Here is a 22,688-nt window from a genome sequence, read left to right on the forward strand (position 1 = left end):
TTTTTCTGGGACACAAGCATCTAAACGATGAACCGAAATTCCTGCTCATAAAACCACTTTGGAACTCCAGTTCTTTCTGCGGATTACATCATGAGATTCGGAGCCAATTTTTTTGCCGAAAACAGCCGTGACGAGCAACCCAGACAGGGGGCGGCTGCTATAGTAATTTTTCGGGGTTACCATCCGTCAGCTGGACCTTGACCCCTTCTTATAGAAGCGACACAGTTTGCAGGCAAGCACATAGGGTGTGTGTTCGCACGTTCCAACGAGCGTTCTCCGCCACATAACAAGCTCAGGTAAGACCAAGGGAAAGCATTCATGGCGCAGATATTTGACCGCAACTCCAATGCACTGGCTCGCATGAGCCTTGTGCTGACGGGGTTGATCGTGATCGCCCTGGGAGTTACGCTCGATCAACTGCAGCGTTCGCCCTGGGTCACGCGGCAGGGGCAGCGCGCGGACCAGCCCGTGCCGTTCAGCCATAAGCACCACGTGCAGGGTCTCGGCCTTCAGTGCCAGTACTGTCACACGACAGTCGAGAAGTCCAGCTACGCCGGCATTCCGCCCACCAAGACCTGCATGAACTGTCATTCGCAGATCTGGACCAACGCGCAGCTGCTCGAGCCGGTTCGCCAGAGCTGGGCAACGGGCAAGTCCATCAACTGGACCCGCGTGCATGATCTGCCTGACTTCGCTTACTTCAACCATGAAATTCACGTAAATAAGGGTATGGGCTGCGCCACCTGTCACGGCCGCGTGGACCAGATGCCGCTGATGTACGCGCAGAACACCCTTCAGATGGAGTGGTGCCTCGACTGCCACCGCAATCCCTCGAAGAACATTCGTCCCACGAGCCAGATTTACAACATGGCCTGGGAGAAGCCGTCCTCTGAGCGTCCGGTCTGGTGTGCCGTCAAGGACGGGAAGAATGATGCGCCCACTGCGCAGTCGGTTGATTGCGTGACAAAGGATCCCAAGGATTCCGGCCCACAGGTAGCTCTCATGCAGACTGCTGCTGATAAGGGCATGGCGACAGATGCGCCCGCTGCGATGCTGCCCGCCGCATTGAACTATCAGAAATTCGATAGCCAGGACGCGCTTGGTCACTTCCTGGTAAAGCAGTACAAGATTCGCACTCCGCACGATCTCACCAGCTGCGAGGTTTGCCACCGATGAGCAATCTGACGAGCAGCGTAGGGATTGGGCCGGAGGCCAACGGAAACAACTTTATGGGGAGCAGTGTGGATAACGAAAACAAGAATCCGCAATCTGCCAACTCCGCGCCGGCGACACCAGTTTCTATGAGTCTGGTGCAGGTGCGTGAGAAGCTGAAGAACGTCAAGGGCAAACGCTACTGGCGCTCTGTCGATGAGCTGGCCAATACGCAAGAATTTCAGGCCGCCGTCGAGCGCGAATTTCCCGCCGCAGCGCAGGAATGGGTTGATCCTGTCTCCCGCCGCGGATTCATGAAGCTCATGGGCGCCAGCATGGCCCTCGCCGGCCTTGCCGGTTGCGCCAAGCAGCCCGACGAGCCGATCTATCCCTACGTCAAGGCCCCGGAAGACCTCGTCCTCGGCAAGCCCAACTACTTTGCCACGGCATTCCCTTTCGCTACCGGCGCGCTTCCCACGCTGATCAAGGCTGACTCCTTCCGTCCCATCAAGGTCGACGGCAACCCGGAGCATCCTTATAACGTAGGCTCCTCGGATGTCTTCGCGCAGGGTTCGCTGCTCGATCTGTATGATCCTGATCGCTCGCAGAAGAGTACCTATGACGGCGAAGAGCGTCAGTTTACGGAGTTCGCCCAGAGCCTCCGCCACGCCGCCACGGAATCGAAAGACGGCACCGGTATCTATTTCCTGAGTGCGACCGTCACCTCGCCCACGCTGGCCCGCCAGTGGAGCGAAGTTCAGAAGGCATTCCCCAAGGCAAAGCTGGTTCAATATGATCCCGCCGTCGCCGGTACCGCGCTCACAGGCTCGACCTCGACGCAATACGCGCTGGCGGATGCTGACGTGATCGTCTCGCTCGATGCCGATTTCCTCTCCGGCGCAACGTACCCCGGCTTCCACAAGCTCGTCCGCGATTACGCGACTCGCCGCAAGAGCCCCGGCACCCTGAATCGTCTCTATGCCATCGAGTCTTCGACGACCACGACGGGCATGAAGGCGGAGCATCGCCTCGGCCTTCGCGCCAGTGAGATCCCGGCCTTTACTGCCGCGCTTGCCGCTGCTGTTGGAGCTTCTGGAGCTTCGGCCCCCAGCTACTCCTGGACTGCTGAGCAGCAGAAGTTCCTCGCCTCTCTGGCCAAGGACCTCAAGGCTCACGCCGGCAAGTCCGCTGTCATTCCGGGCCTGTATCAGGACCCCTCGGTCACCGCGCTAGCCGCCGCTATCAACCAGGCGCTTGGCAATACCGGCAAGACCGTTCTTGTCTCCTCGCAGCCGGTCAATCCGCTGCCGAGCGACCAGATTGCCGACATCAAGGCGCTCGTTGCGGACCTGAACGCGGGCAAGGTCGATTGGCTGGTGATGCTCAACACCAATCCGATCTACAACGCTCCCGCTGATCTCGAATTCGCCTCGGCCTTCAACAAGGCGAAGATCACGGCGCATCTAGGCTCGCATCTGGATGAAACCGGCCAGATCGCCGATTGGCACATTCCTGCGGCGCACTCGCTTGAATCATGGTCCGATGCCCGTGCCTACGACGGCACTGTCAGCATCGTTCAGCCGCTCATTGATCCGCTTTATAGCGGCAAGACTTCTCATCACGTTTTCCAGGCCCTGCTCAATCAGCCGCTGCTGAGCCCGTACGACGCAGTCCGTGAAACTGCCAAGACTTCCATCAAGGGTGATTTCGAGACCGGCTGGCGCAAGGCTCTTCACGACGGCTGGATCGACGGCACGGCTTTTGACGCCACGAAGACAAGCACGGATGTCGCCATCAAGGGGCAAGTTCCGACGCCATCTTCGAAGGACGCTATCGAAATCATCTTCCGTCCCGATCCGAACGTCTACGATGGCCGCTATTCGAACGTCGGCTGGCTGCAGGAGCTGCCCAAGCCGGTCACGAATCTGAGCTGGGATAACGCCGCCATCGTCTCCGGCGCCACGCTCACAAAGCTCGGCGTTGAAGAGGACGACATCCTCGAGATCACGGTCAATGGCCGCAAGGTCAAGGCTCCGGTCATCGTCGCTCCCGGCCATGCTGATAACTCGGTCACGGTTTACCTTGGTTATGGTCGCCAGTTCGCGGGCCGCGTCGGATCGGGCGCAGGTTTCAATGCCTACCTGATCCGCAGCACAGACGCTCCGTTCTACGCCACCGGCTCCGTCAAAAAGATCGAAGGCAAGTGGGGCCTGGCTGTCACCAAGTCACACTTCCAGGATCACCGCGGTGAGAAGTTCGGCCAGCAGGGCAACGGCAACAACTCGCTTGAGGCCGACGAGGCGATCGGCGAGCGCGGCATCATCCGCTACGCCACCCTCGACGAATACAAGCAGCATCCCGGTTTCGCCAATGAGGGCGAGGGCCACGAGAAGACCGAAATGGGTACTTCCATGTTCCCCAACTGGAATTACACCGAAGGCAATGCATGGGGCCTGTCGATTGACATGAACTCCTGTACCGGCTGCAATGCCTGCATCGTCGGCTGCTATGCGGAGAACAACATCGCCGTCGTTGGCAAGCAGCAGGTTCGCATCGGCCGCAACATGCAGTGGCTGCGCATCGACACCTACTTTGAGGGCGATCTTTCCGCGCCGCGCGCGCACTTTCAGCCCATGACCTGCCAGCACTGCGAGAACGCGCCCTGCGAACAGGTCTGCCCCGTCGGCGCAACCATCCATACGCCGGAAGGCCTCAATTCGATGGTCTACAACCGCTGTGTGGGAACCCGCTACTGCTCCAACAACTGCCCCTACAAGGTGCGCCGCTTCAACTTCCTGCTCTTCTCTGACTTTGAGACCGAGAGCCTTAAGCTCATGCGCAACCCGGACGTCAGCGTCCGCTCGCGCGGCGTCATGGAGAAGTGCAGCTACTGCGTGCAACGCATCCAGGCCGTCAAGATCGAGTCCGACAAGGAGAACCGCACCATTCGCGACGGAGAAATCCAGACCGCATGCCAGCAGGCATGCCCGGCGCAGGCGATCACCTTCGGCAATCTCAACGACAGGAACAGCAGGGTGGCAAAACTCCGTGCCGACGAGCGCACCTATCAGGTACTCGCCGACATCAACACCCGTCCGCGCACCACGTATGTGGCTGCGGTAATCAACCCGAACAGCGAACTCGAAGAATCGCCGGTGGAACACGCGCCGGCAAAGGGTTAAGCCACGATGGCAACGAGCGAACTGAAACCTGGCAATCCGGACCACGGGCGCTGGATCGATCCGGCGACAGGTGAATTCCGGGTTCTTGAGCCCGGACAGACCTTCAAGTCTGTCACCGCCAAGATCAGCGACATTGTGCTGACTCCGCACACGCCCCTCGGCTGGTTTGCGTTATTCGGCATTGGCGGCGCGGTTGCCACCTTCCTGCTGACCGCCGTGACTTGGCTCTTCCTCAAGGGCACGGGTATCTGGGCCGTCACCCAGCCCGTCGCCTGGGGCTTTGCCATCATCAACTTTGTCTGGTGGATCGGCATCGGCCATGCCGGCACGCTGATCTCGGCCATCCTGCTGCTCTTCAAGCAGGGCTGGCGTAACTCCATCAACCGCTTTGCTGAGGCCATGACGATTTTCGCAGTCGTCTGCGCCGGCATGTTCCCGCTCATCCACGTCGGTCGTCCGTGGCTCGGTTACTGGCTTCTGCCGTACCCCAACTCTATGACGGTCTGGCCGCAGTTCCGTTCCCCGCTTCTCTGGGACGTCTTCGCGGTCTCGACCTACGCCACCATCTCCGTGGTCTTCTGGTACATCGGCATGGTTCCCGACTTCGGCACCATGCGCGATCGCGCCAAGACCCCGATAGCACAATACTTCTACGGCCTCATCTCGCTCGGGTGGCGCGGCTCGGTCCGCCACTGGATGCGCTATGAGACCGCATCGCTGCTGCTTGCCGGCCTTGCCACGCCGCTGGTGCTCTCCGTGCACACGGTCATCAGCTTCGACTTCGCAGTGGCCACTCTGCCCGGTTGGCACACCACCATCTTCCCGCCCTACTTCGTTGCCGGCGCTATCTACTCCGGCTTCGCCATGGTGCTTACACTGGCGATTCCGCTGCGCAAGTTCTACCACCTTGAAGCCCTGGTCACAGAGCGCCACATCGACAATATGGGCAAGGTCATGCTCGCCACTGGCCTCATTGTGGCGTACGGCTATGGCATGGAAGTCTTCATGGCCTGGTATTCGGCCTCGCACTGGGAATACTTCATGATGTGGAACCGCATGTTCGGTCCTATGGGCTGGTCTTACGGCGTGCTGATCTTCTGCAATATCGCCTTCCCGCTCACCACGCTCTGGGTCCGGAAGCTGCGCACGAACATCGGCTTCATGTTCCTCATTTCCATCGTGGTCAACACCGGAATGTGGTTTGAGCGCTTCGTCATCGTCGTCACCAGCCTCTACCGCGATTACCTGCCGTCCAGCTGGGGCACATACCGGGCCACGAAGTGGGACTTCATGACTTACATCGGAACCCTGGGCCTCTTTACCGCGCTCTTCCTGCTCTTCGTGCGCTTCCTGCCCATGATTCCCATGAACGAGATCAAGATGATGCTGCCGGGGGCCAAGATCAAGCCCAAAGAAGCGGTAGCGGGAGAGAGCCACTAATGCCTCCTCGGGAAGGAACCTACGGCCTGCTGGCCGAATTCGATACGCCCTCCGATCTCGTTCGCGCGGCGCAGAAAGCGCGTCTGGATGGATGGCGGCGTCTGGACTGCTACACGCCCTATCCGGTGGAGGAAGCGGCTGAAGCCATCGGCTTCCATCGCAACAAGGTGCCGCTCGTCACGCTCATCGGCGGCCTCATGGGCCTGGTAGCCATGTTCTCGCTCGAAACATGGGTCTCGACACTAGCATATCCTTTGAATATCGCGGGACGTCCGACCTATTCCTGGCCGGCCTTCATCATACCCGCCTATGAATGGACCATTCTCTGGGCCGGTCTCTCTGCGGCCTTCGGAATGCTGGCGCTCAACGGCCTGCCCAGCCCGTATCATCCGCTCTTTAACGCGCCCAACTTCCGCGCAGGCGCGCTCGACGACAAGTTCTTCCTGTGCCTGGAGGCGCTGGACCCCAAGTTCGACCTGCTCGATACCCGGGCTTATCTCGAGACGCTTGCTCCGGTTTCGGTCGTGGAGGTGGAGTACTGATGTACAGGGATCAGAGATCAGGGATCAGAGATCAGTTCCGCCCCGTTTCGCGAATGGGTAAGCCGTTGGCTTTCGCATCGCTCGCTGCCTTACTTGCGCTCGCGGGCTGCCGCCAAGACATGCAGAATCAGCCCAAGATTTTTCCGCAGCGCGGCTCGGTCATGTTTGACGATGGGCGCGGCGCTCGTCCGCAGATTGTTAATACCGTTGCCCGCGGCCAGCTTCATGAGGACAGCTACTTCTACACTGGCGTCGTTCAGGGAGCGAACGGCTACCGCGAAGAGCGCAATGAGCTGCCGGCAGAGATTCCGCTGACGCTCGACGTGCTGAAGCGCGGCCAGGAGCGCTACAACGTTTACTGCACGCCGTGCCATTCGCGCGTCGGCAACGGCCTCGGCGAGATCGTTCAGCGCGGCTACAAGCCCGCCGGCAACTTTCACGATCAGGTTCGCACCGCGCAGCCGCTCTCGCACTACTTCTTTGTTATGAGCAACGGCTACGGCGCCATGCCCGACTACTCCATGCAGCTCACGCCTGCTGACCGCTGGGCCGTCGCGGCTTACATCCGCGCCCTGCAGCTCAGCCAGGCCGCCAGCCAGTCGGACGTGCCCTCCGGCGTCAAGGTAGAAAGCCTCAGGGACATCGCGACACAGCAAGGCCTGCCCGCAAGCTATGCGCAGCCCTGGGTATTGCCGGGAACAGCAGTTCAGGCCTATCCGAGTATCGACAAGGAAGGCAAACCTGGCATGGCTCCGGCCAATCCGGCTGACCCCATGATCAAGATTCCGGCGGGCAAGTAAAGGCCGAACCAGCCCGGACATTGGGCGCAGGCAAGAAACAAACGTTGGACGAGGAATTTAAGGACGAATCGATGGCTCACGAATCTCACACGAAGACGCTGCCCGCCGATCTCAGCGCACCTCCGGTGGTCAACACCTGGAGAACCCGCGCACTCATCGTCGGCGTTGTCTTCTCGGTCATTGCCGCGGGTCTGGCCTTCGCCGACGGGTCGATTGACCATGTCCTGCGCGCGTGGCTCCTCGGCCTTGTGCTCACGTTCGGCTTCGCTGTCGGCGGTCTCGCGCTCCTGATGGTGCAGTATGTCACCGGCGGCAAGTGGGGCCTGCTACTTCGCCGGCCGCTTGAAGCCATGAGCCGCACCCTCCCGCTCGTCTTCGTTTACTGGATTCCGATTGCAGTCTTTCAGGGCAAACTCTACATGTGGGCCAACCACGGCATCGTCGATCAGGCCCTGAAGCTCGGCCAAATTACCCAGGATCAGGTAGAAGCCATCGACCACGCCATCAAGTGGAAGGCTCCTATGCTCAACCCCACGTCCTTTGTCGTGGTCAGCGTCATCTGCTTCGCCATCTGGGGCTTCTACACCTGGCGGCTCAACTCGCTCGCCCTCAAACGCGACGCCGATTCGCCCGACAACACCCCATTCTGGATCAAGAAGTTCGAAAACCTCTCCGGCTTCGGCATTCTCGTCTACTCGCTCACCATGACCGCGGTCGTCATCTACTGGGTCATGTCGCTCGATGTTACCTGGTACTCCTCGGTCTATGGCCTGCTCTTCCTCGTCGGACAGGGGTATCAGGTTCTTGCCTTCGCCATCCTCATCTCCATCGCGCTTTCGCAGTACGAGCCCTTCAAGACCGTGCTTCGCCAGACTGAGCAGCATGACCTCGGCAAGTTTACCTTCGCCTTTGTCATGCTCAACATTTACCTCGGCTTCGCGCAGTTCCTCATTATCTGGTCGGGCAACCTGCCGGAAGAGATTCCCTGGTATCTGGACCGCATCCGCGGCCACTGGGGCATTATCATCACGCTCGATTTCATCTTCCACTGGCTCATCCCGTTCTCGCTTCTGCTCTCGCGGGACATCAAGCGCAACAAGAAGCGCCTCACTCGCATCTGCCAATGGATGATCTTCGCCAAGGCATTCGATCTCTTCTGGCTCATCGAGCCCAACTTCAAGGATGCCGCACGCAATTTGCACTTCTCCTGGGGAATTCTTGAGTACATCGCCGTGCCTGTGGCTTTGACGGCCTTCTGGTTCGCCTTCTTCACCACGCGGCTTCAAACCCGCGGCCTGGTGGCGATCAACGACCCGCACGTGGTGGAGATTCTGGAGCCTGAACATGCACACGCCTAAAGGCCACACACCCGAACCCGTCGACACATCCGCCGGCTACGAGCTGTCAGACGTTCGCGTTACGGGCATCGTCGTTTTCCTCACGGCGCTGTCGATCCTGGTTGTTGTCACCGCAGTCCTGAGCTGGGGCATCGGCAAGGCCATCAACACCGTGCTTAACCACGAGGACGGCCCGAACAACAAGTGGACCAAGACCGCTGACGTCCGTGAGCTTGGCAACCTGGCCAACAATCCTGAGATTCAGAGCAAGGTAGCTCAGCTCACACAGCAGTTTCCCTCGCCGCGTCTACAGAACGATCAGGGAGATGGAGCACAGGATATCGCCGACCTGCATGAGCACGAGGATCTTCTTCTGGAGCACTATTCGAAGATCGATGGCTCGGAAAAGGTTCGCATTCCGATCGAGCAGGCAATGCAGCTGATCGCCCAAAAGGGTCTGCCCGCCGCAACCGCTGTAAATACTCAGAAGCCCATGACCGGCGATTCCATCCCCGGCGTTACCGCGCCTCTGACCAATGGATTTGCCCTCACCGGCTACGAACAGGATGAGGCATTGCACAAGCAGGCCGAACAAGCTCGGCCCGAGAAGTAGCCACGCCGGAAGGATTTCGGCGTGAAACAGGAATAAGGAACAAGGGCGGTAGCCCCGAAGGTATAGAGATCAGGATGTTGATGCAGAGCACAATTCGGAACGCTGGCCGCGTGGTACTTTTCACTGCCGCCCTTGCGATCGTGCCTGCATGCCTGATTGGAACGGCAGCGGCTCAGGTCTCCGGCTACGGCGAAAAGCAGATGGGGCCGGCGAACGTGAAGCCCTCCATCACTTCGAAGATCTCGATCGCCCAGCATCTCAATCAGCAGCTTCCGCTCAGCACAGTCTTCACCGATGAGACCGGCAAGCAGGTTCAACTCGCCAGTTACTTTGGCCAGAAGCCCGCCATTCTCGCTCTCGTTTACTACCAATGCCCTATGCTTTGCTCGGAAGAGCTCAACGGCCTCACCGGCGCACTACAGATGGTCGATGAAAAGCCCGGGCGCGACTTCAACGTAATCGTCGTCAGTATCGATCCTTCGGAAGGCCCGGATCTCGCGGCATCCAAGAAGCGCAGCTACCTCAAGCGCTATGGCCATCCCGAGTCTGCCGGCGGCTGGCACTTTCTCACCGGCACGCAGCCCAATATTGATGCGCTTACCCAGGCACTCGGCTTCGGCTACACGAAGATTCCCGGCCCGGACGGCAAGCTCACGCAGTTCGCACACGCCAGCGCTATCCAGATCATCACGCCGCTGGGCAAGATCGCACAGTACTACATGGGCGTCGAATACAGCCCCAAGGATCTTCGCCTCGGCCTCGCCGAGGCATCAGACAACCGCATCGGTTCGCCGGTGGATAACATTCTGACCTACTGCTACCACTACGATCCCGGCACAAACAAGCATTCGCTGATTGTCGCCCGCATCGTCCAGTTGGGTGGTCTGGTCACAGTGCTCACGCTCGGCGGATTCATGTACCTCATGTTTCGCGCGGACGCAAAACGCGACAAACAGCCGGAAATATCGCTTCAGCGCCCAGCAACAAAGGTGAACGGATAACGGAATGGATCATATTAGCCCAGTACTCTGGCAATTTCTCGTCAAGTGGATGACGAACTTCGCGCTCTTCCCACCGGAAGCCTCGAAGATCGCTCCGCAGATGGACGCGCTGTACTTCTTCATGGTTCTGGTCAGCCTCGTGGGCCTCACGCTGGTTGGCCTGCTGATCGTCGGGTTCTCCATCCTCTACAGCAAAAAACGCCATCCGGTCGCCGTGCAGATCGAGGGCTCTACGCTGCTTGAAGCCACCTGGACCATTATTCCGCTGGGCCTCTTCCTCATCATGTTCGTCTGGGGCTCGCTCATTTATTTCCGTATCTACACGCCGCCTGCTAACGCCATGAACATCTATGTGGTGGGCAAGCAGTGGATGTGGAAGGCCGAGCATCCCGGCGGCCAGCATGAGATCGACGCGCTGCACGTCCCCACGGGCCAGCCGATTCAGCTCACGCTCATCTCGCAGGACGTCTTCCACAGCTTCTCGATTCCCGCCTTCCGTGTAAAGCGCGAAGCGATCCCCGGCCGCTATACCTCGGTCTGGTTTGAGGCCACCGAGCCCGGCCAGTACCACCTCTTCTGCACGCAGTACTGCGGCACAGATCACTCGCACATGATCGGCACCATCACCGTGCTCACGCCCGAGGATTACAAGAAGTGGCTCGCGGAATCGACCTCCGGTATGAGCCTTGCGCAGAACGGCGAGCGCCTCTTCGCATCGCTGAGCTGCAATGCCTGCCACAATGGCAGGCCCGATGCTCGCGGCCCATCGCTTGCCAACGTCTACAACTCCAAGCTTCGCCTGGCCAACGGCCAGGAGACCATCGCTGACGAGGCGTATCTCCGCGATGCCATCCTCAACCCCTCCGAGCACGTGACGCAGGGTTACGCGCCGATCATGCCTACCTATCAGGGCCAGGTCAGCGAAGATGGCGTCATCTCGCTCGTCGAATACATCAAGACACTCAACTCGAACTACCGCGTCGAACAGACGCTGAACACAACCGGTTTGCTGCCGGAGAGCGAGCCTACGTCGAAATCGCCTTCGACGCCTAAGGCAGCTCCCCCCGCAGCAAAAGGGACGGTGACACCATGAGCAGCGCAACAATTGTCAGTCTTCCCGACCAGTCCACAGCCCGCATTCCGAAGACCAACTTCATTACGAAGGAAAACGGTCTTCTGAGCTGGCTGTTGACCGGCGATCATAAGCGGATCGCAATCCTTTACCTGATTTCGATCACGTTCTTCTTTGCTATTGGCGGCTCGCTCGCCGGCCTCATCCGTCTTGAGCTGCTCACGCCGCAGTCGGATCTGATGGCCACGGACACCTACAACAAGGTGTTCACCATGCACGGCGTGATCATGATCTTCCTGTTCCTGGTGCCATCGGTGCCGGCCACACTGGGTAACTTTCTTATCCCCATCATGATCGGAGCCAAGGATCTCGCCCTGCCCAAGGTCAACCTCCTGAGCTGGTATCTCTATATCGCCGGTGGCACCCTGGTGCTCTACACCATGATGACCGGAGGCGTGGACACGGGCTGGACCTTCACCACTCCGCTTTCCACGCATTACGTCAATACCAACGTGCTCAGTACGGGGCTCGCGATCTTTATCGCCGGCTTCAGCTCCATCTTCACCGGCCTCAACTTCATCGTGACCATCCACAAGATGCGCGCTCCGGGCATGACCTGGTTCCGGCTACCGCTCTTCGTCTGGTCCAACTATGCCGCTTCCATTCTCATGGTCCTTGGCACGCCGGTTCTCGCCATCGCCATCGTTCTGGTAGCTCTTGAGCGCACCGTCGGCATTGGGGTATTTGATCCTACCAAGGGCGGCGACCCGCTGCTCTTTCAGCACCTTTTCTGGTTCTACTCGCACCCTGCCGTTTACATCATGATTCTTCCCGGCATGGGCGTTATCTCTGAGGTCATCTCAACCTTCTCCCGCAAGCGCGTCTTCGGGTACACGGCTGTTGCATTCAGCTCGGTCGCCATCGCGGTCTTCGGCTTCTTCGTCTGGGAACACCACATGTTCATCATGGGCGTCTCGAACTATTCGACGCTGGTCTTCTCGCTCCTGACGATGCTGGTTGCCGTGCCCTCGGCTATCAAAATCTTTAACTGGTCCTTCACGCTCTACAAGGGTTCCATCACATTCGAGACGCCGATGCTCTACGCCTTCGGCTTCATGGGCCTCTTCACCATCGGCGGTCTCACCGGCGTCTTCCTCGCCGCCACCGGCACCGACATTCATCTCACCGAGACCTACTTCATCGTCGCCCACTTCCACTTTGTCATGGTCGGCGGCATGTTGATGGCCTTCCTCTCCGGCATCCATTTCTGGTGGCCCAAGATGACCGGCCGCATGTACCCGGAGAAGATCTCGCAGCTTGCAGCCGTGGTTACCTTTATCGGCTTCAACCTGACATTCTTCCCGCAGTTCATTCTGGGCGAACTCGGTATGCCGCGCCGTTATGCGTCTTATCCGGAAGAGTTCCAGATTCTCAACGTCTTCTCAACCGCCGGCGCTACCGTCCTCGGCGTGGGCTACCTGCTGCCGATCCTCTACCTCACGTGGTCGCTCAAGTATGGCGAGATCGCGGGTAGCAACCCCTGGCAGGCCACCGGCCTTGAGTGGCAGATTCAGTCTCCTCCGCTTACCGAGAACTTCGCCGAGATTCCGATCGTCGATCACGACGCCTACGACTACGAGTGGCTGGAAAAAATGGAACTGGCCAAGAAGCAGCAGGAGGTTTCCAGTGTCGGATAGCTCTACTTTGGTTCAAGCTGATCACGCGCACGAGCATCCGCCGTATCAGCGTCATCACTTTGAGACCATGCAGCAGCAGGTGGATGCCACCGGCTTTGCCATGTGGCTCTTCCTGCTCACGGAAATCATGTTCTTCGGCGGCATGTTTACCGCCTACCTCATCTATCGCAACTGGTATTATCCGGCCTTCGTCGCCGCATCGCATCAGCTCAACATCTTCTGGGGCAGCCTCAACACACTGATCCTCATCAGTTCCAGCTTCACCATGGCCATGGGCGTGTGGAGCGCACAGATGCGCAAGCAGGGTACGCTTGTGCTCTGTCTCGTGCTCACCTTCATCCTCGGCCTCGGCTTCCTTGGCATCAAGACCATCGAGTACAAGGAGAAGTTCGAGAAGCATCACGTCCCCGGCGCGCACTACAGCCTGAATTCCTTCCTGAATCCGGATTCGGACAAGGAAGCGAAGGATGCCGGCGACAAGCCGTTGCCGCTTGACATGGCTCGTCACACCGAAATTTACTTCTCGCTCTACTTCGCCATGACCGGCATGCACGCGCTGCACATGATCATCGGCATCTGCCTGCTCGGGTATATGATCTTCCGCGCCAGGCAAGGCGCATACACCACCGGTCACGTCAGTTTTGTCGAGTACTTCGGCCTTTACTGGCACTTTGTTGATATCGTCTGGATTTTCCTGTTCCCGCTGCTCTATCTGATCAGCCGGCATCAGTAAGAAACGTAATCAGAATCGCTTTTCAGGAATTGAAATCATGAGCGAACATCACGAATCGCACGCACCCGAAGGTCACGATGACGCACTTGAAGGCCACATCGTCAGTCCTGTCGTTTACATCATCATCTTCATTGCCCTGTTGATTGGCACTGCAGCCACGATTGGCGCGTCCTATCTCGATCTGCATGAGTGGAACCCGATCATCGCCATCGCCATCGCCGTCACCAAGGCCACGCTTGTCGTGCTCTTCTTCATGCACGTCAAGTACAGCCCCAAACTCACCAAGCTGACTGTCGGTGCGGGACTTTTTACCTTTCTCGTCCTCATCTTCATGACGCTCTCGGACTACATCAGTCGCGCCTGGGGCCGCTGGTAGAACAGGGATCAGTTGTCAGAGATCAGCACAAAGGCCGCCACGTGGCGGCCTTTTCATTTGCTTCCATTCAATAGCATCTCGTAATAAATCAGCGGCGCACCGCGATACTCTGCTCGCGCTACCTCCGTAAATCCGCACTTCGCATAAAACGGCCCGGCTCCAGCAGGCACATCGTAGGCATCCAGCCGAATCACATCTCCGCCCGCCGTCAGCGCAATCCGCCGCGCCTCGTGAATCGTCTCTCGTCCCACTCCGAGCCGCTGAAATTCAGGATGCACCGCCATATTCGTCAGGTAGAACGGTTTTAATCGCGGCTCAAAGTAGCTCAGGTCAATCGCCCACGGCTTGCGTGCCGCCAGCGCCAGCGTGGCCGCAATCTCGCCGCGATGCCGCGCCACATACACCTGAGCCTGCCGCACCGCTGAGAGCGCTCCATGCTCGGTGAGCGCCATGCACCAGAATCCCGGCCCAAACTTCTCCACGAGACGCGTATTCACTGCCTCGCGCAGTCGCACCAATCCCGGCGCGTCATCATCGTTCGCAAGCAGTAGCTGGATTCGCATCAGGATTCAACCATTCAGGATTCACCGAGGTCAGCTACAGAATAATCGCGCGCAGCTCGCACAGCCGCACTCCATGTCATAAAATGCGATTAGAAAACACACATAAGCAGCACACTTTTTTTGTCCCTGGAACTGCGTGTCTCCACTCAGCCGTTTTATCGGAACTGCACTCCGCCTTCTGAGAAAGGTTTAGGAACAGATCCCGGGCGGCGAAGGGATGCGTGTGTTCATCATCAAGGTATTCTTCCGGGCAGGCGTTGCAAGCCTGTGTGCAGTATTTTGCCTGGCAATCCTATTCGTCTATCTCGCGCAAACGGCCGCCGCGCAAACACCGGTTGCTGCGCCCGCTCCCACGCATCCACTTCCGCCGCGCGTTCTTCAGGCCCAGCGATTTCTTGGCCGCCGAGGCCTCAAGCCCGGCATGCAGAGCAAGTCTCTTCGCCCGCGCCGCGCCGCCTCCGCACTCGCGTCTCCTGAATTTGCAGCCGGAGAATCCATCTGGCAGCCGCTGGGTCCTCAGAGCATCGTCACGCCCTACTACGGAGCCGTCACCGGCCGCATCGCTTCCATCGCCATTGATCCTTCGGACTCGACAGGCAACACCGTCTATATCGGATCCACCGGCGGAGGCGTCTGGGCCTCGCAGAATGCCGCCACCTCCAACCTCGCCAACATCCTCTTTTCGCCTCTTACGGACTCCACCAGCGCACTGAACGGCGCATTCGATCCCTCCATCAGCATCGGCGCGGTCACCGTTCAGCCCGGCGGCACAGGCGTCCTGCTCGCCGGCACCGGCGACCCCAACGACGCTCTGGATTCCTATTACGGCGCGGGCATTCTCCGCTCCACGGACAAGGGCGCTACCTGGACGCTGATTGAGCAGAGCTCCGATTTTGAAACCGGCGCCGGCTCCCATGATTTCCTCTTTACCGGCCTTGGTTTTGCCGGCTTTGCCTGGAGTACGGCGAACACGCAGGTTGCCGTCGCCGCTGTCTCTGAGGCCTATGAAGGCCTGCTCGTCAACGCCCAGCAGCCCGGTCTCAGTTTTGCCGGTCTTTACTACTCCGGAGACGCCGGAGCCACCTGGCATCTCTCGCGCATTGTCGATCCCAACGGAGTCGACGTGCAGGGCCCCGACGACAGTATCGGCAACAGCGAGGGCAACTCAGCCACAGCCGTCGTCTGGAACCCCATCCGCAAGCTCTTCTTCACCGCCATTCGCTACCACGGCTACTATCAGTCAGCGGACGGCGTTACCTGGACGCGGCTTGCCAACCAGCCCGGCGTCAACCTTACCACCACCCTGTGCCCCACCAATGCCACCACCACCGGCTCGCCTGCCTGCCCCATCTTTCGCGGAGCGCTCGCCGTTAACCCGCTCAGCGGCGATACCTTCGCTTGGAGCGTTGATCTCAATAACCAGGATCAGGGTCTCTGGCAGGATGCCTGCGCCATCTCCGGCGGTGCCTGCCCCAATCCCATTCCCGCCTTTGGCACGCAATTGAGCACTGCCTTGCTTGAATCCAATACATCTCAGGGCCCGCAGACCATCTGGAACGGCGACTACAATTTCGCGCTCGCCGCCATTCCATCGCAGCAGGACACGCTGCTCTACGCCGGAGCCAATGATCTCTGGAAGTGCTCCGTGGCCGCCGGATGCCCCTGGCGCAACACCACCAACGCGCTCACATGCCTCAGCGCGCAGGTCGGTCCATACCAGCATGCTCTCACCTGGAATCCCGCCAATCCGACCGAGCTCCTCATCGGTAATGACAGCGGCCTCTGGCGCAGCCTCGATGGCATCGGCGAAACAGGTTCTGTCTGCGCCTCGACAGATGCAAGCCACTTTCAAAATCTCAACTCCAGCCTCGGCTCACTCGCTGAAATCGAATTCATGCCACCGCCGGGCCTCTCGCCCTACAACACTCTGCTCGGCCTCAGCGTAAACGGGACTGCTGGCGTCAAGGGCGCATCCGCGCCCACCGCGCAATGGCCGCAGATTCTCTCTGGCGAAGGCGGTCCCGTCGCCATCGATCCCTCCAGCTCCAACAACTGGTATGTGAACAATGGCGCAGGCGTCTCCATTCATCTCTGCTCCAGCTCCAGCGCTTGCACCGCGTCGGACTTCGGCCTCAGTCCTGTCGTAGGCAATTCGCAGGTCGCGAACGATGGTCTCACCATGACCACTCCCGCGCCCTTTCTCGTCGATCCCGCCGACCCCACGCAGCTTCTCATCGGCACCTGCCGCATCTGGCGCGGCCCCGCCAATGGAAGCGGCTGGACCTCCTCCAACGCCATCAGTCCCATCCTCGACACCGGTTCCACCAGCGGTTACTGCAATGGCGACGCCCTCATCCGCACCCTCGCAGCCATGCCGCTCGCCGGGGACGGGGAAGTGGTTTACGCCGGCATGTATGGCTTCCTCGACGGCGGCGCGCGCCTCGCCGGTGAGGTCTTCAGCGCCACCATGAGTTCTACGGGCGTCTGGTCCGCCTGGACCAATCTCTCCCTCAATCCCGTCGTCAACGGCACCGTCGGGCTCAACGCCTTCCAGTTCGACATCTCCAGCATCGTCATCGATCCCAGCGACCCGACCGGCAATACCGTTTACATTACCGTGGACGGATTTCCCACCGGATCGGAAACCTTCAGCACCATCTACCGTTCCACCGACAGCGGCGCACACTGGTACGGTCTCATCTCCAATCTCGAAACCGTTCCCGTAAATGCTCTCGCCATTGATCCCAACGACCCCAATACCGTCTACGTCGCCACGGACTTCGGGGTCTATGCAACGCGCCAGATCAGCTCCTGCGCCACTCTTCCATCCACATGCTGGCAGCCCATGGGTGCGGGCCTTCCCGGTGCGCCCGCAGTGGCTCTCGGAGCCACGCCTGCTGCTTCCTCTACGCCCGTCCTCGTCGCTGCCACATACGGCCGTGGCCTCTGGCAAATCCCGTTGCTGACCGCGGGAACGGAGCTCACCTCCGCATCGCTCTCGCCCTCGTCTCTCACCTTCGCTGCGCAGTCCGTCGGCTCATCCAGCAGTCCGCAGACCATCACGGTCAAGAACACTGGAGGCTTCGGTCTTTCCATCACCTCGGTCTCCGTCTCCGGCAGCTTTCTGGAGAATGATGACTGCACCGGCCAGGAGATTGTCGCTGGTTCCTCCTGCACCGTTCAGGTGTTCTTCGTTCCCACCGCCACCGGCTCTGCCACGGGTCAACTCACCGTCTCCGGCAGCATCACCGGCGGCTCACTGACTGCCTCGCTTACCGGCACCGGCATTCCCGCTGGCTCCGTCACCATCGCTCCCGGCGTACTCGCTTTCGGCGATGTTGAGGTCGGCTCGCAATCCTCAGCGCAGTCGCTTACCGCGCAAAACGCCAACTCCACTCCGCTTACCGTCACCAGCCTCGTGGTCACGCCGCCTTTTGTTCTGATCTCCAACGGCTGCGGAGCTTCGATCGCGCCTACATCTGATTGCGCGCTCTCAGTCGGCTTTAATCCCACAGCCGCTGGCAGCGCCAACGGAACTCTCACCATGTCCGATGGAGCGGGAACGCAGGTCGTACAACTTACCGGAAGCGGAACCACGCCGCCCACCGACGCACTCTCGCCCTCGTCGCTCTCCTTCTCCGGAACTGTCATCGATCAGCCCAGCAGCGCACAGACAGTTACCCTCGCCAACACCGGCCAGAACATACTCACCGGAATCTCCATTTCCATCTCCGGACCATTCCAGCAAACCACAAGCTGCGCTGCCCAGCTTGCCGCGCAGTCCACTTGCCCTATCAATGTCGTTTTTGTGCCCACAGCCGCGGGCTCTGCCACAGGCACTCTCACAGTGGCGGATGGCCTCAGGACGCAGACAGTCTCCCTCACCGGCACGGGCCTCAATCCGCCCGTGATCTCCGTCAGCTCCACCGCCTTCAACTTCGGCCAGCAGCCGGCCGGTGTCGCCAGCTCGTCGCAAACCCTCACCGTCACAAACACCGGCGGCGCGTCTATGGCCAATATCGGCTTCCAGATCACCGGAGCCTCATCCACTGCCTTCTCTGTCGCCTCCACCACTTGCGGAGCAAGCCTCAACGCCGGTTCCAGCTGCGTTGCGCAAATCGTCTTTACGCCCACCGCCATCGGCGGAGCTTCGGCCTCGCTGGCTGTTTCCTCGTCCACCACCGGTGTTAGCGCCGCCACAGTCTCGCTCAATGGAAACGGAACCGGAGTCGGCCTCAAAGTCACTCCCGCACAGCTCACCTTCGCTGCTCAGGAACTCGGTCAGACAAGCGCCGCTCAGACCGTCACCATCACCAACACCAGCGGCGCCGCTGCCACAGGTTTCAGCCTCGCCGTCTCCTCTTCCTTCGGCCTTACCGGCAGCACCTGTCCATCCAGTCTTGCCGGCGGAGCGACATGTGCCGTCGGCGTCACTTTTACGCCGGAGTCCGGCGGCCCCATTACTGGTCAGCTCTCGGTCAACTCCACCTGGGCACTTGCTCCCGCTACCATCTCGTTAGCGGGAACAGGCGGACTCAACGGCGCTGTTCAGTTCAAGCCCTCTTCTATCGCTTTCCCCGTGGTCGGAGTCGGTCAGACCAGTGCTGCCACCACCGTCACCATCACCAATGTCGATCCCACGAATACACTCTCCAGCCTGAACCTCTCAGCCTCCTTCGGCTACGCGCTCGTCAGCAATACCTGCGGCTCTGCGCTTGCGCCCAATGCCAGTTGCACCGTCGGCGTTGAGTTCGAGCCCATCGCCGCGGGTCCGGCCACCGGGAATCTCATCGTCTCCAGCCCTATGCTCGGCTCTCCCGCGATGATTCCACTCACCGGCACGGGATTCGACTTCACCGTCGCCGCTGACGGGCCCTCCAGTGTTACCGTAGCCAGTGGCCAGACCGCTGGCTACGCGCTTACCATCACACCTCTCGGCGGAATCTCCGCTAGTTTCGCCTTCCAGTGCGGAACCCTTCCTCAGTACGCCGGTTGCACCTCTACGCCCGCCACGCTCAGCGTCGCTGCAGGCGCCTCCGGCACAGAAACCGTTGACATCACCACCAGCCAGACCACTGGCGCACTCAGCCTTCCTTCGCGGTCCAACTTCCGGCCCAACCCGCGTTCTGCCTCTCACTCCGGTTCAGTCAGCCCATTCGCAGCTCTGTGCTGTGTTCTTCTTCTGCTTCCGCTTGCCGCGCTGCGCAGATTCCGCAGAGCCGTGTTGCTCGCCGCGGTGATCATGCTCTCTACGTGTGTGGTCAACAGTTGTTCCGGCTCCGGCGGAGGTGGGGATGGCAAAGGCGGCGGAGGAAGTGGAGGGGGTGGTGGAGACACCACGAACACAACTCCTGCGGGAACTTACACCATCCCCGTGCAGGTCACCGCTAACGGCGTCCAGCATTCCATCAGCCTCACGCTTGTCGTGGATTGAAAAACAGGATAAGGGAATAGGGACAAGAATGTATCACTCACCCTGTAGCTATGCCAGGCTGAGCGCTGATAGTGGACTGCGGTCTTTCCCTTGTCCCTATTCCCTTGTCCCTGCCTTTGCAGCAAGCGATTCTCGCTTGCTGCAAAGGCTAATACGCCGGCGGCAGAGTCGCATCCCGGAAGATCGTCGTCGAGTGCCGCACATTTCCCGGCGATCCAAAGTTCGCAAACGTAAAGCTGTACAGGTACTGCACATCGTCGCCGCGCAGCGGCCCCAGATCGAACTTCCTGTATCCCAGCGAAATCCCGCAGCAGTTCCAGTTGTAGACGCCTAGAATCCCCGCATACTGCAGCGAGCCTTGTGCAATGTCGTAACCCGCGTTAGCCGCCAGGTTGAACCCGGTGCGGTTCTGCTTGCCGATCTCCAGGAACGGATTAATCTGCTGGCTCTGGATCGTCGACGCCGTCGCACCCTGCTCATCCACCGCGTTCAGCAGCGAGTGTCCCACCCCGATCGTCGTGATCCCCCAGCTGTATCCGGCAAACACATTGTCCGCTGTAAGTTTCCCGGCATGAGGATCATAGTCCAGGTCCCACTCCAGACGCAGATTCGGCACCGCCTCAAACCGCATTCGCGAAATCACAGGTGACAGATTCCGCGCTCCCGTCAAAAACGCAATGCCCGTCAGATCCAGCGTCGGCTCCAGAATGTTGCGCCGGTCATTGATGATCGCTCCGCCAAAATTCGAGTCCAGGTAATATCGCTGCGCAATCTGCCAACTCGCCCACTCCCGCGGATGCGCCGTGCAATCAATCTCGATCGTTTCATCGCAATTCTTGTCAACCGATCCGGCAGGCGGCTTTACATAAAACCGCTGCGTCAGGCTGTAGCCCACCTCGTTCGTATCAGAGGCAATATCCGTCGTGTCAAAGAGCAGCACATCCTGTGTCTTCACGCCAATTCCGCCCACGTACCGGTACGTCAGCTCAGGCTCAATCACGTGCCGCAGCACACGCCCGCCGCCCAGCGAGAAATCCCGCTCCACCGCCGGCGGCCGTATGTCCATTCCGGCCTCCAGATCGAGCCGGTTCAGTGATTGGTGGTTCACAAACGGTATGCCGCCATTGACTCCCGCCAGATCCGGTGTCTGGCTTCCGGTATAAAACGTCTCCCGGAACGCTGCCTCCGGCACAAAGCTCCAACCACCGGCCACAATCGGCATCGAGATATGCGGATACAGATCGAGCCGCCCCTCGTTATGCGCGTGAAAGCCGGGCTCAGAACGCCCCAGGTACGCCATGCTCGAATCCATCCCCCAATACACCGGGCTCGCGCCCAGCGCCCTGTCCAGCACCTCGTACCGCAAGCTCGGCAGCTTCAGAATCCTCGCCTCTTGTCCCTCCGTCGAGCTCGCAAAGTTCTGCATCCGGTAAAACTCGCCGGACGCCACCAGGCCGTTATGCTCATTCGTCACCGCCAGGTCGCTCTTCACCTGGGAGGCAATCGCCAGCCAGTAGTTATCGTTAAAAACCAGCCGGTACAAATAGCTCGAAAGGTACTCCACGTTCCCCGAGATTCGCGTGTCGTCCGAAAGGTCCTTCCGTCCCAGCGCCACAATATCCACGCCGCCCTGGTTCACCAGCACCGTCTGGCCCGCCTGCGGTCCAGTGGTCTGCAATTCCTCCACTCCGCGATCCAGCAGCGCATTCCACCGCGCCGTCACGTGGTCCAGCCCCAGTCCCTTGTAGCGAAAATCTCCGTTCGGCGCAAAGCCACGCCTCGAGTAGTACTCGGAGCCAATCAGCATATCCATGCTGCGGCTGATCGCCCAGTAGTACTGCACGCCCATTGTGTATCCGCGAATCGAGTTGTAATTGCTCGGCAGCACCGGATTCACAAACCCGCTCTCCCGCCCTGACTCATCCGTCGGATGTTGCAGCCACGGCAGATAAAAGATCGGAATTCCCAGCAGCATCAAATGCGCGTTCTTCGTCGTCGCCTTTTCGTCCTCAACACGAATCTGCCGCGACAGAATCTGCCAGTCCGGCTTCGGCAGCCGGCAGTTGGTCATCGTTCCGTCCACAATCTGGTACTTGCCCTCGCCGCTCTGCACCAATACGCGGCCCGTAAACACAAACGGGTTCACCGTCGAATACACCACTGACCGCCCAGTCGAGCGCACTCCTATTGTTCCCGTCACGCCATAGAACCGCCCGGTGTGCGTGTTCAGCTGCATCTCGCCGTGGTCGGCCATCAGCACCAGGTCGCCTGGCCCGCCCACCATTCGAACGTGCCCCTCGGCCTCGAGATCTGTCGTGTCCTGGTGATACACCACCTTGTCCGCGCTCAGGACGTAGTCCTTGTAGCGAAACTCGGTCACGTTGTAGAGGGTGGCAATCTTGTTTCCAAAGGTCTGCCGGTCAGCGATCCAGCTCACCGGCTCCCCTCCTGCCGGCACCGGCTCCGGCTTCGCCAAAGGCAGCGCTTCCAGCCCCGGATCGTCCGGCAACAGTTGGTTCTCCCCGGTCTGGGTAGCAGGCTGCGGCGAGGGAGGTAACCCATTGGTCAACGTCTGTCCCGTAAGTTGCAGGTGACAGAGCATTATTGCCGTGATAAACAGAAAATTGCGCAGGTGCATCCTTCAACCAAGGCTCAGCATAGCAAATGCAGCGTCTTGTTTAAGGACGCTTCCCGCGCGGCTCTGGCAACAGGAAAATTCGGCTCAGGTTTAACCTGGTTCCACACG

At 59.8% G+C, this 22,688-nt stretch carries 15 protein-coding genes; 13 read left to right on the forward strand and 2 right to left on the reverse strand.

Annotation, left to right across the window (positions count from 1 at the left end; translation table 11 throughout):
- The first annotated feature begins 318 nt into the window (after positions 1 to 318).
- From VO84_RS13480 to VO84_RS13535, 12 genes are all read left to right on the forward strand, one after another.
- Positions 319 to 1,176: a cytochrome c3 family protein gene (locus VO84_RS13480; RefSeq protein ID WP_058188120.1), complete on the forward strand. Its 858-nt coding sequence runs from the start codon at positions 319 to 321 to the stop codon at positions 1,174 to 1,176.
- Positions 1,173 to 4,334, forward strand: coding sequence for a TAT-variant-translocated molybdopterin oxidoreductase (locus VO84_RS13485; RefSeq protein ID WP_231737926.1), 3,162 nt, complete (start codon positions 1,173 to 1,175; stop codon positions 4,332 to 4,334). The genes VO84_RS13480 and VO84_RS13485 overlap by 4 nt, the downstream gene beginning before the upstream one ends.
- A 6-nt stretch (positions 4,335 to 4,340) precedes the next feature.
- On the forward strand, positions 4,341 to 5,774 hold the full coding sequence (nrfD, locus tag VO84_RS13490; RefSeq protein WP_058188121.1) for an NrfD/PsrC family molybdoenzyme membrane anchor subunit: 1,434 nt from the start codon (positions 4,341 to 4,343) through the stop codon (positions 5,772 to 5,774).
- Positions 5,774 to 6,316 (forward strand): DUF3341 domain-containing protein, encoded by a 543-nt coding sequence (locus VO84_RS13495; protein ID WP_058188122.1) that lies wholly within the window; start codon positions 5,774 to 5,776, stop codon positions 6,314 to 6,316. The genes nrfD and VO84_RS13495 overlap by 1 nt, the downstream gene beginning before the upstream one ends.
- Before the next feature lie 119 nt (positions 6,317 to 6,435).
- Positions 6,436 to 7,116 (forward strand): c-type cytochrome, encoded by a 681-nt coding sequence (locus VO84_RS13500; RefSeq protein WP_231737928.1) that lies wholly within the window; start codon positions 6,436 to 6,438, stop codon positions 7,114 to 7,116.
- 71 nt (positions 7,117 to 7,187) lie between these two features.
- Positions 7,188 to 8,474, forward strand: coding sequence for a hypothetical protein (locus tag VO84_RS13505; RefSeq protein WP_058188770.1), 1,287 nt, complete (start codon positions 7,188 to 7,190; stop codon positions 8,472 to 8,474).
- Complete coding sequence (locus tag VO84_RS13510; RefSeq protein WP_058188123.1) at positions 8,461 to 9,066, forward strand: hypothetical protein; 606 nt, start codon at positions 8,461 to 8,463, stop codon at positions 9,064 to 9,066. The genes VO84_RS13505 and VO84_RS13510 overlap by 14 nt, the downstream gene beginning before the upstream one ends.
- A gap of 80 nt (positions 9,067 to 9,146) precedes the next feature.
- The gene (locus VO84_RS13515; protein ID WP_157439880.1) at positions 9,147 to 10,067 is read left to right on the forward strand and encodes an SCO family protein; all 921 of its coding nucleotides are present in this window, start codon (positions 9,147 to 9,149) and stop codon (positions 10,065 to 10,067) included.
- Positions 10,068 to 10,071: 4 nt separating this feature from the next.
- Positions 10,072 to 11,160: a cytochrome c oxidase subunit II gene (gene coxB, locus VO84_RS13520; RefSeq protein ID WP_058188125.1), complete on the forward strand. Its 1,089-nt coding sequence runs from the start codon at positions 10,072 to 10,074 to the stop codon at positions 11,158 to 11,160.
- Positions 11,157 to 12,836: a cytochrome c oxidase subunit I gene (gene ctaD, locus VO84_RS13525; RefSeq protein ID WP_058188126.1), complete on the forward strand. Its 1,680-nt coding sequence runs from the start codon at positions 11,157 to 11,159 to the stop codon at positions 12,834 to 12,836. The genes coxB and ctaD overlap by 4 nt, the downstream gene beginning before the upstream one ends.
- The gene (locus VO84_RS13530) at positions 12,826 to 13,569 is read left to right on the forward strand and encodes a cytochrome c oxidase subunit 3 family protein (protein WP_058188127.1); all 744 of its coding nucleotides are present in this window, start codon (positions 12,826 to 12,828) and stop codon (positions 13,567 to 13,569) included. The genes ctaD and VO84_RS13530 overlap by 11 nt, the downstream gene beginning before the upstream one ends.
- Positions 13,570 to 13,606: 37 nt before the next feature.
- Positions 13,607 to 13,945 carry a cytochrome C oxidase subunit IV family protein gene (locus tag VO84_RS13535; protein WP_058188128.1) on the forward strand — a complete coding sequence of 113 codons (339 nt, stop codon included), beginning with the start codon at positions 13,607 to 13,609 and terminating at the stop codon, positions 13,943 to 13,945.
- A gap of 53 nt (positions 13,946 to 13,998) precedes the next feature.
- On the opposite strand, the gene VO84_RS13540 is transcribed toward VO84_RS13535, so the two are convergent.
- Entirely contained in the window at positions 13,999 to 14,508 is a 510-nt protein-coding gene (locus VO84_RS13540; protein ID WP_058188129.1) for a GNAT family N-acetyltransferase, read from the reverse strand.
- Positions 14,509 to 14,725: 217 nt separating this feature from the next.
- Here VO84_RS13540 and VO84_RS13545 point away from each other — a divergent pair, with 217 nt between their 5' ends.
- The gene (locus tag VO84_RS13545; protein ID WP_058188130.1) at positions 14,726 to 19,942 is read left to right on the forward strand and encodes a beta strand repeat-containing protein; all 5,217 of its coding nucleotides are present in this window, start codon (positions 14,726 to 14,728) and stop codon (positions 19,940 to 19,942) included.
- Positions 19,943 to 20,090: 148 nt separating this feature from the next.
- On the opposite strand, the gene VO84_RS13550 is transcribed toward VO84_RS13545, so the two are convergent.
- Entirely contained in the window at positions 20,091 to 22,580 is a 2,490-nt protein-coding gene (locus tag VO84_RS13550; protein ID WP_082661963.1) for an LPS-assembly protein LptD, read from the reverse strand.
- Positions 22,581 to 22,688 lie beyond the last annotated feature (108 nt).

Origin of the sequence: Occallatibacter gabretensis (genome assembly GCF_001449115.1) — a bacterium.
GTDB classification, from domain to species: Bacteria; Acidobacteriota; Terriglobia; order Terriglobales; family Acidobacteriaceae; genus Telmatobacter; species Telmatobacter gabretensis.

Coding starts and splice junctions, on each gene's coding strand:
- VO84_RS13545 (WP_058188130.1), top strand. CDS start 14,726: ATGCGTGTGTTCATCATCAAGGTATTCTTCCGGGCAGGCGTTGCAAGC.
- ctaD (WP_058188126.1), top strand. CDS start 11,157: ATGAGCAGCGCAACAATTGTCAGTCTTCCCGACCAGTCCACAGCCCGC.
- VO84_RS13535 (WP_058188128.1), top strand. CDS start 13,607: ATGAGCGAACATCACGAATCGCACGCACCCGAAGGTCACGATGACGCA.
- VO84_RS13515 (WP_157439880.1), top strand. CDS start 9,147: ATGCAGAGCACAATTCGGAACGCTGGCCGCGTGGTACTTTTCACTGCC.
- VO84_RS13495 (WP_058188122.1), top strand. CDS start 5,774: ATGCCTCCTCGGGAAGGAACCTACGGCCTGCTGGCCGAATTCGATACG.
- VO84_RS13485 (WP_231737926.1), top strand. CDS start 1,173: ATGAGCAATCTGACGAGCAGCGTAGGGATTGGGCCGGAGGCCAACGGA.
- VO84_RS13510 (WP_058188123.1), top strand. CDS start 8,461: ATGCACACGCCTAAAGGCCACACACCCGAACCCGTCGACACATCCGCC.
- VO84_RS13540 (WP_058188129.1), bottom strand. CDS start 14,508: ATGCGAATCCAGCTACTGCTTGCGAACGATGATGACGCGCCGGGATTG.
- VO84_RS13550 (WP_082661963.1), bottom strand. CDS start 22,580: ATGCACCTGCGCAATTTTCTGTTTATCACGGCAATAATGCTCTGTCAC.
- VO84_RS13480 (WP_058188120.1), top strand. CDS start 319: ATGGCGCAGATATTTGACCGCAACTCCAATGCACTGGCTCGCATGAGC.
- coxB (WP_058188125.1), top strand. CDS start 10,072: ATGGATCATATTAGCCCAGTACTCTGGCAATTTCTCGTCAAGTGGATG.
- VO84_RS13505 (WP_058188770.1), top strand. CDS start 7,188: ATGGCTCACGAATCTCACACGAAGACGCTGCCCGCCGATCTCAGCGCA.
- nrfD (WP_058188121.1), top strand. CDS start 4,341: ATGGCAACGAGCGAACTGAAACCTGGCAATCCGGACCACGGGCGCTGG.
- VO84_RS13500 (WP_231737928.1), top strand. CDS start 6,436: ATGCAGAATCAGCCCAAGATTTTTCCGCAGCGCGGCTCGGTCATGTTT.